The 13,222-nt window shown below is 62.5% G+C and carries 12 protein-coding genes; 2 read left to right on the forward strand and 10 right to left on the reverse strand.

What is annotated here, in order from left to right; all coding sequences use genetic code 11:
* Positions 1–58 precede the first annotated feature (58 nt).
* From P0Y58_16990 to P0Y58_17015, 6 genes are all read right to left on the reverse strand, one after another.
* The gene (locus P0Y58_16990) at positions 59–1,009 is read right to left on the reverse strand and encodes a sugar kinase (protein WEK28603.1); all 951 of its coding nucleotides are present in this window, start codon (positions 1,007–1,009) and stop codon (positions 59–61) included.
* Positions 1,002–1,781: an AP endonuclease gene (locus P0Y58_16995; GenBank protein WEK28604.1), complete on the reverse strand. Its 780-nt coding sequence runs from the start codon at positions 1,779–1,781 to the stop codon at positions 1,002–1,004. Before P0Y58_16995 ends, P0Y58_16990 begins: the two co-directional genes overlap by 8 nt.
* A gap of 66 nt (positions 1,782–1,847) precedes the next feature.
* Complete coding sequence (ptxS, locus tag P0Y58_17000) at positions 1,848–2,867, reverse strand: transcriptional regulator PtxS (GenBank protein WEK28605.1); 1,020 nt, start codon at positions 2,865–2,867, stop codon at positions 1,848–1,850.
* A 294-nt stretch (positions 2,868–3,161) separates the two neighbouring features.
* On the reverse strand, positions 3,162–4,409 hold the full coding sequence (locus P0Y58_17005; protein WEK28606.1) for a cytochrome c: 1,248 nt from the start codon (positions 4,407–4,409) through the stop codon (positions 3,162–3,164).
* A gap of 12 nt (positions 4,410–4,421) precedes the next feature.
* On the reverse strand, positions 4,422–6,206 hold the full coding sequence (locus P0Y58_17010; protein WEK28607.1) for a GMC family oxidoreductase: 1,785 nt from the start codon (positions 6,204–6,206) through the stop codon (positions 4,422–4,424).
* 3 nt (positions 6,207–6,209) lie between these two features.
* On the reverse strand, positions 6,210–6,956 hold the full coding sequence (locus P0Y58_17015) for a gluconate 2-dehydrogenase subunit 3 family protein (protein WEK28608.1): 747 nt from the start codon (positions 6,954–6,956) through the stop codon (positions 6,210–6,212).
* Positions 6,957–7,230: 274 nt separating this feature from the next.
* Here P0Y58_17015 and P0Y58_17020 point away from each other — a divergent pair, with 274 nt between their 5' ends.
* Together P0Y58_17020 and P0Y58_17025 are read left to right on the forward strand one after the other, a co-directional pair.
* A complete protein-coding gene (locus P0Y58_17020) occupies positions 7,231–7,920 on the forward strand; it encodes a histidine phosphatase family protein (protein WEK28609.1) in 690 nt (229 codons plus the stop codon).
* Between the two features lie 2 nt (positions 7,921–7,922).
* Positions 7,923–8,741 carry a phosphatase PAP2 family protein gene (locus P0Y58_17025; GenBank protein ID WEK28610.1) on the forward strand — a complete coding sequence of 273 codons (819 nt, stop codon included), beginning with the start codon at positions 7,923–7,925 and terminating at the stop codon, positions 8,739–8,741.
* Between the two features lie 24 nt (positions 8,742–8,765).
* Here P0Y58_17025 and P0Y58_17030 read toward each other — a convergent pair whose 3' ends face one another.
* The 4 genes from P0Y58_17030 to P0Y58_17045 form a co-directional block, all read right to left on the reverse strand.
* The gene (locus P0Y58_17030) at positions 8,766–10,046 is read right to left on the reverse strand and encodes an OprD family porin (GenBank protein ID WEK28611.1); all 1,281 of its coding nucleotides are present in this window, start codon (positions 10,044–10,046) and stop codon (positions 8,766–8,768) included.
* Between the two features lie 43 nt (positions 10,047–10,089).
* Positions 10,090–11,406 carry an MFS transporter gene (locus P0Y58_17035; GenBank protein ID WEK28612.1) on the reverse strand — a complete coding sequence of 439 codons (1,317 nt, stop codon included), beginning with the start codon at positions 11,404–11,406 and terminating at the stop codon, positions 10,090–10,092.
* A 114-nt stretch (positions 11,407–11,520) separates the two neighbouring features.
* The gene (locus P0Y58_17040) at positions 11,521–11,997 is read right to left on the reverse strand and encodes a gamma carbonic anhydrase family protein (GenBank protein ID WEK28613.1); all 477 of its coding nucleotides are present in this window, start codon (positions 11,995–11,997) and stop codon (positions 11,521–11,523) included.
* An 11-nt stretch (positions 11,998–12,008) separates the two neighbouring features.
* Positions 12,009–13,199 (reverse strand): CaiB/BaiF CoA-transferase family protein, encoded by a 1,191-nt coding sequence (locus P0Y58_17045; protein WEK28614.1) that lies wholly within the window; start codon positions 13,197–13,199, stop codon positions 12,009–12,011.
* Positions 13,200–13,222: the final 23 nt, after the last annotated feature.

The following is a 13,222-nucleotide window of genomic DNA, read 5'->3' on the forward strand; positions in this document are numbered from 1 at the left end:
GTTTGTTTCTCCTGAGCTTGTTGTTTTTGTTGCAACAGGTGATTCGGTACTGGCTGGCTTACGCGCTTCTGCGCAGGTCGTAGGCCTCCAGTTCATGACGCATTGGTAACCCTTCCATGTCGCCACGCGACTGCACGGCGCGGCTGCCGCACCAGTTGCCGCGCGCCACTGCATCGACCACCGCACGGCCCTCCAGCAACGCGCTAAGCACGCCAACGGCAAAGGCATCACCCGCACCGACGGTGTCCACCACTCGGCTGACCGGCACAGGTGCTACCTGCCCTTCGCCTTTGGCGCTGCGGAAGTAGGCGCCGGCATCGCCCAGTTTGATCACCACCAGTTCCACCCCTTGGTCGAGATAGAACGCGGCGATGTCTGCCGGGGTGTGCTGGCCGGTCAGCAACCGCCCCTCCTCCAGGCCAGGTAGAACCCAGTCGGCTTTGGCCGCCAAGGCATTGATCTCGCGCACCATGCTGTTTTGGTCAGGCCAGAGCGAGGGGCGCAGGTTGGGGTCGAACGAGATACTGCGCCCCGCAGCACGCATGGCGTCGATCAGTTCATGCGACAGCGCCCGGCAGCCGTCGGACAGTGCTGGCGGTATGCCCGTGGCGTGCAGGTGACGGGCCTGCAGCAAGCCTGGGTGGATCAGCGTTGGCGACATCCGGCTGGCTGCCGAACCACGGCGGAAGTACTCTACAGCGGGGTCGCTGCCGTCATCGCAGCGGGCCTTTAACTGAAAGCCGGTAGGGGATTTGCAATCCACTTCGACAGCGGAGCAATCCAGGCCTTCGCGACGCAGGGTGTCGAGCACGAAACGGCCCAACGAATCGTCACCTACCCGGCTTAGCCAACGCACCTTGAAACCCAGCCGCGCCAGGCCGATGGCTACGTTGCTGTCCGCGCCGGCGATGCGTTTGCCGAATTGGCCGACACTGGCCAGATCGCCGGTTTGCTCGGCCACGAACATGGCCATGGTCTCGCCGAAGCACAGCACGTCATGCTCATGCATGGGCCACCTCCTCTCCTGCTCCCAATGCCGCAAGGCTAAGCACCTGGGTACGGGTCAGCGCCAGCAGGTCTTGGCCAACCAACGGGTATTCAACGGCACGCACCACGCCGGGCGGGAACTCGGTCATCAGCGCTGCCCAATCCTGGAGGTCCGCCGCTTGGGGCGGTATCGCAACCAGGCGGCCGTCGGCCCGGCGCTGCACTGCCTTGCAATGCACATAGCGCACCCAACGGCCCAGTTGCCGTGCAGCTTGCCGCGCAGGCTCGCCTTGCCATTGCCAGTTGCCGATGTCGAAGGTCATGCCCAGGCGCAGGCCAAACAGGTCGGCACGCTGGAAGAACTGCAGCAGCGGTTCGATCCTGCCACCTTGTGCAGTCTGATCGTTTTCCACCAGCAGCAGCGGCCCATGCGCAGGCAGCAGCGCCGCCAAGGCCGCCACATCGCAGTGCTCGTCGAAGTGCCCCAGGGAAACCTTCAGCGCCACCGCGCCAAGCGCCCGGGCGATTTCCAGCTTCTGTACCAGTAGCGGGTCGGGCACGCCTTGCGTGGTCCACAGTTCAAGGGGGGTCGAGTACAGGCATTCCAGATGCAGAGCAGCAATAACCGCACCGAGTGCAGCCGCGTCCGGCGCACTGGCGAACAATTCTTCGCGCAATTCCACTCGGCTGACGCCAGCGGCTGCCAGCATGTCCAGGAACTGCTCCTGGCCACGTTGCCGCACAAAGTCGGCGCCGTAGCTTGAGAGGCTGATGGAAACGGGGTTCGGATGCATTGTTATTGTCCTTATGAAACCGGTTTCATTTTTAGTCGACAGCAGCAGGCACACGCCTGCCGTTGCTTACTGGGGTTGGGTTGAGCCGCGGATGATCAGGTTGGCCTTGAAGTCGATGCGTCGAGCTTCCCCGCTGTCACCGCGCAGGCGACCGAGCAGGCTTTCGAATGCCGCCACACCGATACGCTCGGTGGGTTGGGCCAGTGCAGTGATGCCTTTGCCGACCAAGGGGTACCAGTCGAGGTCGTCGAGGGCGATCAGCCCGACATCGGTAAACAGGTTGCACCCTGCCTCGTGCAGGGCCCGGGTCACCGCCAGGGTGGCAACGCCGTTGAAGGTGAAGATGGCTTGTGGGCCATGGCCGCGGCTGGCAAGAAATGTCGCCAGTTGGCCCTGCAGCCCGGCGCTGGTTTCCAGTACCTGCTGGCGCATACCGGGCCGGCGGCTGACCGACGCGCCAAAGGCCTGCACCCGCTCCAGCCGCGAGCTGGTGCCATCGAGAGGTTCGCTGACCGCCAGGATATCGCGGTAGCCCTGTAGCTGCAGGTGGTCGAGGGCCTGCTCGACCGCGTCGGCATTGTCCAGGCCGACCAGGTCGACATTCAGTTCGGGCAATTGGCGGTCGACCAGCACCATGGGGATGTCACGCTGCAGATTGAGCAGTTCGCCGGGGTGATGGCCGAGGGTGTTCACGATCAACCCTTCAACGTTGTAGCTCTGCAAGGCCTCCAGGTGGTGACGCTCCTGTTCGTCGTCGCGGTTGGTGTTGCACACCACCAGGCTGTAGCCGTGCTGGCGGCAGGCGGTTTCCACGCCATGCATCACGGCCACTGAATAGGGGTTGAGGATGTCGGCCACCAGCATGCCGATCAGCCGCGTCTGGCCGCGCTTGAGGCCGCGGGCCATCTGGTTGGGACGGTAACCGAGGTGTTCGATGACCTCTGCCAGGCGCTTGGCCGTAGCTTCGGCCAGCAATTGCCGATCGCCACCGATGTAACGGGAGACGGTGGCTTTGGAAACGCCAGCGACACGCGCTACTTCGCTGATGGTGACCCGTTCGCGGGTGTGGGCAGGCGCGTCGGTCATGGGCTGTCCTTATGATTATTGTGATAGCGATGAAACCGGTTTCAATACAGCAAAATTATGCTTGCCCGTCAACATGCCGTTGGTCAGAGCCAATTGGTATTTCTCAGGTATTACTCGAATAATAGCTCCTAAATTACTGATCCTTATAGCTGGAACTTAACCTGTGGGAGCGGGCGCGCCCGCGAAGAATCCAACGCGGTGGCTGGCACCGGCTGCGCCGGTGTTCGCGGGCGCGCCCGCTCCCACAGAGTTACTGCCTATTGCAGATGGATGAGAGCAAGTTACCGGGATTACCTAGCGCAGCGACTTCACATCACTGGCAGAGACTTCGCTGCTCTGGTTACCCCAGCTGGTACGGATAAAGTTCACCACCTCGGCAACTTCCTGGTCACTCAGCCGCCAGCCGAACGCCGGCATGGTGAAGTTCGACGGTGCCGTATGCGTGGCCGGTACCGTGCCACCCGCGAGTACCACATGGATCAGCGACGTAGCATCCGTCGTCTGCACCACCGGGTTACCGGCCAGCGCCGGGAACACACGGGTGTAGCCCTGGCCGTCGGTACGGTGGCAAGCTGCGCAATTGTCGATATACACCGCTGCCCCAGGCTTGCTGTCGTCGCCCTTCCACAGCGCATCCGCCACCTGCTTGTCGTAGACGTGCGGCTGGTCGTTCGGGTTACTCGGCGGCAGGGTCTTCAGGTAACGGGCGATCGCGGTCAGGTCGGCATCGGTCATGTGCTGCATGCTGTGCTCGACCACATCGCTCATGCCGCCGAACACCGCGCTGCGATCGCTTCGGCCAGTCTTCAGAAACTGCACCAGCTGCGCTTCGCTCCAGCTGCCCAGCCCGTCCTTGTGATCGCCACGCAGGTTTTTCGCGATCCAGCCTTCCAGCGGGGCGCTGCCGGCCAGGAACTGCTCGCCATCTGCAGGGCTGAGCGCCTTTTCCTGCATGGTCAGGGCACGTGGTGTATGGCACGCGCCACAATGCCCAAGGCCTTCGACCAGGTACGCACCGCGGTTCACCACTGGGTCGGCCGCTGCCGATGCCTGCCAGGGCTTGGCCTCTGGCGCAAACATGCCCCGCCAGATTGCCAACGGCCAACGCATGCTCAGTGGCCAGGGAATGTCGGTGGCCTTGTTCGGCTGCTCGACCGGCTCCACGCCCTTCATGAAGTAGGCGTACAGCGCCTGCATATCCGGCTCGCTGACCCGCGCATACGACGGGTATGGCATGGCCGGGTATAGCGTACTGCCGTCCTTGGCAATGCCTTTGCGCACAGCCTGGTCGAAGTCTGCGAAGCTGTACTGGCCAATGCCGCTGGCCGCCGGGGTGATGTTGGTGGAGTACACTGTGCCGATTGGCGTTTCCATCGGCAGGCCGCCGGCAAACGGCTTGCCGCCCTTGGCGGTATGGCAGGCCACGCAGTCTCCGGCGCGGGCCAGGTATTCGCCCTGGCGCACCAGGGCATCGTCATTGGCTACGGCGTGTGCGGCAGCGCTGGCACCCAGCAGCAGGGTTGCGATAAACATTGTCTTCATGCTCATCGCTCCTCAGGCCTGGACCAGCGGGCCGGGGTTTTTCAGGTACTGCTCGCGAATGGCGCGGGCCGACCAGTAGGTCAGCGCAGCCAGCAGCCCGGTCGGGTTGTAACCCAGCCCCTGCGGGAACGCCGAAGCCCCAGGGACAAACACGTTATGTACGTCCCAGCTTTGCAGGTAGCGGTTCAGCGCACTGGTTTTCGGGTCGGTGCCCATGATCGCACCGCCGTTCAGGTGGGTGGTCTGGTAACTGGCGGTGTTGAAGTGATCCTTGACCTGCTTGCCCAGCACGGCAATGGCCTTGGGGTTCATCGCTTGAGCGATCTTGCTCAGCTTGCCGACCATGAACTGGTTCATCCTGATGTCGTTTTCCTGCCAGTCGAAGGTCATGCGCAACAGCGGCTGGCCGTAGGCGTCGCGGTAGGTGGGGTCCAGATCCAGGTAATTGGCACGGTAGGACTGGTGGGCGCCGTGGGCGTCCATCGACACCTGGTGGGTGTAGTAGTCGGCCGTGGCCTTCTTCCAGGCACTGCCCCAGGCCGGTGTGCCCGGCGGGTTGGAGGTGCCGGCAATGGGCCGGCTGCCGGCCTGGTTCACCCACATCGGTGAGCCACCGACAAAGCCGTGCGGGCCATGGTCGAAGTTGTCGGCATTGAAATCGTCGATGGCGATGCCGTTGCCACCCGCGCCGATGAAGTTGTTGGTGTAGGTGTCTTTGTTGAAGAACGCCTTGACCGTGCCCATGTTCTGGTAGGCGAAATTACGCCCGACCACACCTTCGTTCTTCACCGGGTCGTAAGGCTTGCCGATGCCGGAAAGCAGCATCAGGCGCACGTTGTTGAACTGGAACGCCGCCAGGATCACCAGCTCCGCCGGCTGTTCCACCTCGCGCCCCTGGGCATCGATGTAGGTCACCCCGGTGGCCTTGCGCTTGGTGTCGTCCAGGTTCACCCGCAGCACGTGCGCATTGGGCCGCAACTCGAAGTTGGGCACTTGGCGCAGCGCCGGCAGAATGTTCACGTTGGGCGAGGCCTTGGAGTACATGTAGCACACGTAACCGCTGCAAAAACCACAGAAGTTGCACGGCCCCATCTGCGCCCCGTAGGGGTTGGTGTAAGGCCCGGAGGTGTTTGCCGATGGCAGGTTGTAGGGCTTGTAGCCCAGGCTGGTGGCGGCTTTTTCGAACAACCTGGCCGACACCACGTTCTTTTGCGCGGGCAGTGGGAACGGATTGGAACGGTCCGGCGCATAGGGGTTGCCGCCCTTCCCTTCACCGACCACCTGGCCGTTGACGGTCCAGGCCTGGCCTGAGGTGCCAAAGACCTTTTCGGCAAAGTCGAAATACGGTTCCAGCTCTTCGTAGCTGACGCCGAAGTCCTGGATGGTCATGCCTTCAGGGATGAACTTGCGCCCGTAGCGCTCCTCATAGTGGCTGCGCAAGCGCAACTCGACCGGGTCGACCCGAAAGTGCACGCCCGACCAGTGCAGGCCCGCGCCGCCCACGCCCTTGCCTGGCAGGAAGGCGCCGAGCTGGCGATTGGGCAGTGCCACGTCGTTCACGCTGTGGCGTACCGTGACGGTTTCTTTCGATACATCGACGAACAGCTTCTTGCGCACGCTGTAGGTCAGCTCATCGATCACTTGCGGGTAGCTGCCTTCCGGGTAGGTGTCCTGCATCGGCCCCCGCTCCAGGGCCACCACGTGCAGCCCGGCCTCGGTCAGTTCCTTGGCCATGATCGCGCCAGCCCAGCCGAAGCCGACGATTACCGCATCCACTTTGTTCAACACAGTCGCCATGCCTCAGGCCCTCTCGCCGCGGATCGATACCGCCGGAAACGGGTAAGGCTCGTTGCGCTCGACCCAGTCCATGAAATCGGCGCGGGCGCCGGGGAAGCCGATCTGGGTCCAGCCGACCATGCCTTTGTTGCCGCCATGAATCGGGTCGCAGAAGAACCCTTCACGGGTGTTCTGCACCAGCAGGCTGAAAAACACCTTGGCCGGCACGGTGTCGAAAATCAGCTCTCCTGCCTCGACTTTGCTGAGAATACGGTCTCGGGTAGCGCTATCTTGCGCAGCAAAAACCTGCCCGCCGTTGGCTTTGCACCAGCCGTCCACGGCAGCGATGCCCAGGCGGTAGATTTGTTGCGGGCTGAGCTGCAGCTGGTAGCCCAGTTCGGGCGCGGCATCGGCGTTGAACGGGCCTTGCATGTACCACTGCGCGCCAGTCGCGTAGGGGGTGTTCATCTGGCGGTCGATGAATTCCGCGGCGCCGGCTTCGAGTGCGCCGGGGCCGAGCTCATCGGCCGGAATGATGCGCGACACCGCCGCTTGCACAAACGCCCACTCTTCGGCGCTGAAGAACGTCGGTTGATAGTCGCCCGCAGGTGGCGTGGCCGGTACCTTCGGTTGGTGATGCGGTTGCGGGGCCGCAAGCAACTGGCTGGCGCCCACGCCAAGCCCAGTGCTGGCCACGGTAACCACGGGGATCAAGGTCAAGGTCTTGCGCAGAAAATCCCTGCGCGGGTTGTCTGGGGCATGCTCAGGCATTGCGAATCCTCATCGGCTGTACGGCGGCCTTGATAAGCGCCATCTGATTTTCTTTGGGAGGTGATCTTGATAGGCCATCAAGAAGACAGCCGAATAATCTAGCGCGTTCAGAAATGTTTTGAAACCGGTTTCATATTCGACGTTCCGCTGCTGGCTCAGTTCTGCACTGCTGTCGGGCCAAGGCTTTTTTCACATCTGCCTCACTCTCTAGCGACATCCCGCTACCTACAGTGCCGACGCTCGCTGATGGAGCAAGCTGACTGGAGTGGCAAATATGCTGCAAGGCGTTTTCGACAAATCATCCGCCTCACGGCTTGCACAAGTAGACCGGCTGCCTTGGGGCTCGGCGCTCATTGCAGTCTTGTGCCTGCTGTTCACTCTGGGCGTAGCGGCAGCCTGGGCGCATACACGCATGGCCATTCCCAACCTGGGTAACCCCCATCACCTGCAACAGAGTGGCCTTGAGGCCGCCTGGGCCAAAGGCTCGGTGGTTGTGGTACTGCGCCATGCCGAACGCTGTGACCGCTCCAGCGGTGCTTGCCTGGGAGACCCCAGCGGTATCACGGTCGCGGGCAGCCATGTTGCCGCCGATGTAGGCCACGGCCTGCAACATCTGGGCCTGGGCGCAGCCGATGTGTGGGCGAGCCCGGAGGTGCGCACGCGGCAGACCGCACAAGCCATGTTTGGCAAAACCATTGCCACGCAAGACTGGCTTAATCAGTGTGACAGGCACTTTGCCGAACACGCCCTTGCCCTCAAGCGCAACGGCCACAACCTCGTGCTGGTCAGCCACAGCGGCTGCATGGAACGGCTGGAACAGGCGCTCGAAGTGCCTGCCAGCGCGACATCGAACAGCTACGCCAGCGCCCTGTTCATCACTCAGGGCAGCGACGGCAAGGCAAAGCTGCTGGGCCAGATAGCGGCCAGTGAATGGCGCAAACTCGTTGATGCCAAGGAACTCTGAACATGCCCTCTCGCACCACCTTCTACCGCAACAACCTGCTGCTGCCGCTGTTGCTGGCTGCCATCGTGTTTATTGCATTCGACCTCACAGAACTCGATCGCTGGATCAGCAACCTGCTGCTCGACCCGGCCACCGGCCAGTTCCCGCTGCTGCACAACCAGTGGTTCGAGAAAGCCACCCACAAATGGCCTCGCATCCTGCCGGACTGGACCGGTGAGCTGGCAGTCATCGGCAGCCTGCTGTCGTTCATCTGGCCGCGGCTGGCCAACCGCCCTCAAGCGGGCCTGACACGGGTACTGGAAATGGCCCGTATCGCACCGGTGCTGCGCTTTACCACCCAACACCGCCGGGACCTGCTGTTCGTGGTGGTGGCGTTCGCGCTGAGCACGACCGTAATTCACTACCTGAAAAGCCACACCAGCGTGTATTGCCCTGTGGAGACCACGTTGTATGGCGGCTCGCAGGCCCGGGTCGAATGGTTCGAAAACTTCTCGCTGTGGAGCAAGGCCGGCGATGGCCGCTGCTGGCCCGGTGGCCATGCCTCCAGCGGGTTTACTTTGCTCGCGCTTTATTTCGTAGCCCTGCGCCACCGCTGGGCGCATGCGCGCAAGTTGCTGGTGGCCATTCTGCTGATCGGGTTCGTGTACGGTACTACCCGCGTGCTACAGGGCTGGCACTACATGTCCCATACGTTCTGGGCCGGTATTTTTGTGTGGCTTACAACCTGGGTAACGGCATTGTTCTTCTATGGGCGTACTGCGTTGCAGGCGCCTGAGAGCAGCCAGACAGCAAGTAATACGCGGGTTCCAGACTTTGTGTAGCTCCTGCGCAGGGGATTGACAGCTTCAAAACTCGAATGTGTACCCCACAATCACCCGGTTCTCATCCGCTGCATCGGCAAAATTCGAGCGCATGCTCGCATTGCGCCAGCGTAGCGACACATTCCTCAGCGTCCCCGACTGCACCACGTAGGTAATATCCGTGGTCCGCTCCCATTCCCGCCCTTCTCCGTCGCCAGCCGCCAGCGCCCTGCCCTTGGAGCTGGCGATGCGATGTGGTTCCACCTGATCGCCCTTCACATACCGCACATTGAACGTGAGCCCAGGGATACCCACCGCGGCAAAGTTGTAGTCGTAACGCAGCATCCACGCCCGTTCGTTGGCCAGGGCAAAGGTGCTGACCTGCTGTTCGCTGAACAGATAGGTATCGGTGCCACCCACGTAGGCATATGCAGTGTCGCCACGCACTTTCTGATAGCCACCACTGAACGTGTGGCCCTGAACGCTGTACCCGAAGTTGGTACTGAGGGCCTGGTTATCGAGGTTGCCCAGCAATGCCCGGCCCTGCTCGCGTGCGTTGAACCAGCGCCACTCGGTAAACACATCCCCGGGCCCCAGGGGGGTCTTGAACTTGAACCCGGCAAAATCACGCCGGAACAGGTCCTCGAGCGTGCTGGTGTGAAGGCTGAGGGTCAGGTTGCTCAGCGGCTGGTAATCGACACCGCCGTAATAAAGCCGGTCGCTGGTTATCGTCGCCGAGTAGGCCCCTTGCTGCGCCATGGCGGTCAGGTCCTCATAGTCGGTGGAGTCACGCAATTTGGTGGCATCAACCTGCAGCAGGGTGAGCGTGAAATGGTCCAGGTCCTTGCTCACCAGCTGCGCACCGTTGAACCACTGGGGGAACAAGCGGCTGTTGTTGGACGCCAGCAACGGCAGTTGCGGGCTCAGGCCACCGGCTTTCAACTCGCTCTGCGCCAGCCTGACTTTGAAAGTAGCGACGGCTTTGGAGTAGTCATCTGCGGCTCGTTTGTCGCTGCCACGTGGCAGCAGGCCGGTGCCGCTGCGGTCGGGCGAGGAATCCAGCTTGAGCCCAAGCATGCCGGCTGCGTCCAGGCCAAAGCCGACCACACCGTCGGTGTAGCCCGACTGCAGGCGCAGCATGAAGCCCTGGGCCCATTCACCGCGCCGCGATTGCGTGGCGCTGTCACCGTGAAAGTCGCGGTCGAAGTAGAAATTGCGCAGTTCCAGGCTGCCGCTGGCATCATCGATAAAGCCGGCCTGCGCGTTTTGACAGGCGCAGCAAAGCGCCCCGAGCATCAGCGATGCTCGCCGGGAAATAATGATCATGGGTGTGCCTTGTTATTGTTGTTGTTCGAAGACTCAGCGCCAATCAGCTTCTGGGGTTGCGCACGTAGCGCATCACCACCAGGCAGGCGACCAGGATCAGTGGGGCGATGGACAGCATGCCCATGGAGTTGCTGCCGGTGAGGTCATTGATCTTGCCCACCATCACCGGTGCGACGATGCCGCTTAACTGCCCGACCGAGTTGATCGCAGCAGTGCCTGTGGCAATTGCCAGGCCGGAGAAGGTCGACTGCGGAATGGTCCAGAAGATCGGGATGGCGATGAAAGTGCCTGCAGTGGCCAGCACTAGCGCGGCCATCATCGCCAGCGACGAATCGGAATACAGGCACGCCAGCAGGTAGCCGACAGCCGCCGCAAGCAGACAGTACACCAGGTAGCGCTTGCGCTCACCGGTACGGTCTGAGCGACGGGTCAGCAGCACCATGCCAATGCAGGCCACCGCGTAAGGCAGTGCCGACAGCACACCGACCCAAAGCATGTCCTGCACGCCCGATGACTTGATCAGGTGCGGCATCCAGAAGTTAAGGCCATAGGACGCGGTCTTTATCACGTAGTAGATGAACGCCATGATTGCCACTTCGCGGGTCAGCAACACCCGCCAGATCGAGCCAAGGATCGGTTTTGCGGTGCGTTTGTCCTGCGCCAGGTTTTCCGCCAGCAGATCCTTCTCCTCACGGCTCAACCACTTCGCAGCCTCGATGTCGCGGTCCAGCTTCCACAGCACCAGCACGCCCAGCACTACGCAAGGCAGGCCGGACATCAGGAACAACCAGTGCCAACCAGCCAGGCCCAGCACACCGTCCATGGTCCCCAGCAAAACGCCTGCTGCCGGCCCCCCTACCGCACCGGCCAGCGGCACCGCCAGAAACCACAGGCCATTCATCTTCGCCAGGTGCTTGCGGGGGAACCAGCATGCCAGGTAGAACAGGATCGCCGGGCCGAAACCGGCCTCCATCACGCCGATCAGGAAGCGCAGGAAATACAGGGTGTACTGGGTATAGGCAAACACCAGCGCCGCCGTCGCCAGGCCCCACGACACCATGATCCGGCAAATCCACGCCGGTGCGCCATAGCGCTTCAAGCCCAGGCTACTGGGTACTTCGAACAGCACATACCCCACGAAGAACATGCTCGCGGCCAGGCCGTAGGCGGCATCGCTCAGGCCCAGCTCCTGCTGCATTTGCGCCTTGGCGAAGCTGATGTTGATGCGGTCGAAGTACGAGAACAGGAAGCAGATGATGGCCAGCGGCATGATGCGCCAGGCCACGCGCCGGTATAGCAGCAGCTCGTCGATGTGACTGTCGTTGCGCTCACGCGCCAGTTCGCCTGTCATGGCAACCATGGTGGATCTCCATTCTTGTAATTATTGGAGAGCAGCGGCGCCTCGCTGGGCGCAGCTTGCAGGGTTTCAGCGAATGCGGATCAGTTTTTCCTTGAAGCTCTGGCCTTTTGCGACCTATTCGGCGGTGTTGCGCTGCATGCTGGCGATGCCCTCGGCCGTGAGCTCGCGCACCACCTTGGCGGGCGCACCCAGGATCAATGAGTTGTCGGGGAACACTTTGCCTTCGGTGACGATGGCGCCAGCCCCGACCAGGCAGTTGTTGCCGATGACCGCGCCATTGAGCACCACCGCCTGGATGCCGATCAACGCGCCATCACCGATGGTGCAGCCGTGCAGCATGGCCTGGTGGCCGATGGTCACCCCCTGTCCCACGGTCAGCGCAAAGCCAGGGTCAGCATGCAGCACTGCGCCTTCCTGCACGTTGCTGTGCTGACCGATGCGGATCGGTGCGTTGTCGCCCCGTAGCACGGCCTGCGGCCATACGCTGACGCCTTGTTCCAGCGTTACGTCGCCGATCACGGTGGCCTCCTCGGCAACGAACGTTTCGGGGTGCAGGTTGGGTGCAAGGGTGTCGTATTGGTAGATCGCCATTCCAGACCCCCTCAAGCCACGTCATCGGTTTTCAGTACACCCGCCGCGCACAGCTCGGCAATGTGTGCATCGCTGTAACCCAGCTCACGCATGACCTGCCGTGTGTGCTGGCCAATCCGTGCGATTGCCCGGCGTGGCTGCAGGCGTTGGCCGTCCAGTGACAGCGGCAGCAACGGCATCGGTGTGTGGCTGCCATCTTCAAGTTGCAGGTCGGCCATGCCGCCACTCTGCTGCAGGTGCGGGTCGTCAAACAATTCTTCCGGGCGGCGGATCGGAGCAAAGGGAATGCCGTTGGCCTCCAGTTGCAGCGCCAGCTGCCCGGCGTCCAGCGGCGCGAACACATCGGCCAGGTGCGCCAGCAGCCGTGGCCGTTGCAACACACGGTCGTTGTTACTGGCCAGTGTCGGGTCATCGAGCAAGGCGGTCTGCCCCAGCAGTTGGCACAGCGCGCGCCATTGGCCTTCACCGGTGGCGGCAACGAACATCAGCTCACCACCGGCGAAGGTGAACACATCGTAGATGGACCAGGCACTGATGCGGTTGGGCATCGGCGCTGCGGCCTCGCCGGTGACCACGTATTGCTGCATGTGCTGGGCGGCCAGCAGCACGCAGTTCTCGTACAGAGCGCTTTGCACTTCGCGGCCATTGCCGGTGGTGTGGCGCTCGTTGAGCGCCGCCAGCACGCCGATGGCGCCGAACATGCCGCCCATGATGTCGTTCACCGAGCTGCCCGCGCGCAACGGGCGGCCTACTGGCCCGGTCATGTAGGCCAGGCCGGCCATCATCTGCACCACCTCGTCCAGCGCCAGGCGGTTGTCGTAAGGCCCGCTGAGAAAGCCCTTGTGCGAGGCGTAGATGAGCCGTGGGTTGCGCTGGCGCAGCGCGGCGTAGTCCAGGCCCAGCTTGAGCATCCGCCCAGGCTTGAAGTTCTCGATGAACACGTCGGCGGTATCGATCAGTTGCAGCACGGCCTCGCGGCCCTCAGGTGTTTCGACATCTACGGCAATGCATTGCTTGTTGCGGTTGAAGGTGCGGAAGAAGCCCGCCCCTGCGCCGAGCAGCCGACGCGTGCCGTCGCCGCGCACGGGTTCGATCTTGATCACTTCAGCGCCAAGGTCGCCGAGGATCATGCCGCAGGTCGGCCCCATGACCATGTGCGAAATCTCGACGACACGGATGCCGTCCAAGGGAAGTCTGGACATCGTGGTGTTCCTCATTCGGGCGA

Origin of the sequence: Candidatus Pseudomonas phytovorans (assembly GCA_029202525.1) — a bacterium.
In the GTDB taxonomy this organism is placed as follows: Bacteria; Pseudomonadota; Gammaproteobacteria; order Pseudomonadales; family Pseudomonadaceae; genus Aquipseudomonas; species Aquipseudomonas phytovorans.

Coding starts and splice junctions, on each gene's coding strand:
- P0Y58_17035 (WEK28612.1), bottom strand. CDS start 11,406: ATGGTTGCCATGACAGGCGAACTGGCGCGTGAGCGCAACGACAGTCAC.
- P0Y58_17045 (WEK28614.1), bottom strand. CDS start 13,199: ATGTCCAGACTTCCCTTGGACGGCATCCGTGTCGTCGAGATTTCGCAC.
- P0Y58_17010 (WEK28607.1), bottom strand. CDS start 6,206: ATGGCGACTGTGTTGAACAAAGTGGATGCGGTAATCGTCGGCTTCGGC.
- ptxS (WEK28605.1), bottom strand. CDS start 2,867: ATGACCGACGCGCCTGCCCACACCCGCGAACGGGTCACCATCAGCGAA.
- P0Y58_17025 (WEK28610.1), top strand. CDS start 7,923: ATGCCCTCTCGCACCACCTTCTACCGCAACAACCTGCTGCTGCCGCTG.
- P0Y58_16990 (WEK28603.1), bottom strand. CDS start 1,009: ATGCATGAGCATGACGTGCTGTGCTTCGGCGAGACCATGGCCATGTTC.
- P0Y58_17020 (WEK28609.1), top strand. CDS start 7,231: ATGCTGCAAGGCGTTTTCGACAAATCATCCGCCTCACGGCTTGCACAA.
- P0Y58_17030 (WEK28611.1), bottom strand. CDS start 10,046: ATGATCATTATTTCCCGGCGAGCATCGCTGATGCTCGGGGCGCTTTGC.
- P0Y58_17015 (WEK28608.1), bottom strand. CDS start 6,956: ATGCCTGAGCATGCCCCAGACAACCCGCGCAGGGATTTTCTGCGCAAG.
- P0Y58_17040 (WEK28613.1), bottom strand. CDS start 11,997: ATGGCGATCTACCAATACGACACCCTTGCACCCAACCTGCACCCCGAA.
- P0Y58_16995 (WEK28604.1), bottom strand. CDS start 1,781: ATGCATCCGAACCCCGTTTCCATCAGCCTCTCAAGCTACGGCGCCGAC.
- P0Y58_17005 (WEK28606.1), bottom strand. CDS start 4,409: ATGAAGACAATGTTTATCGCAACCCTGCTGCTGGGTGCCAGCGCTGCC.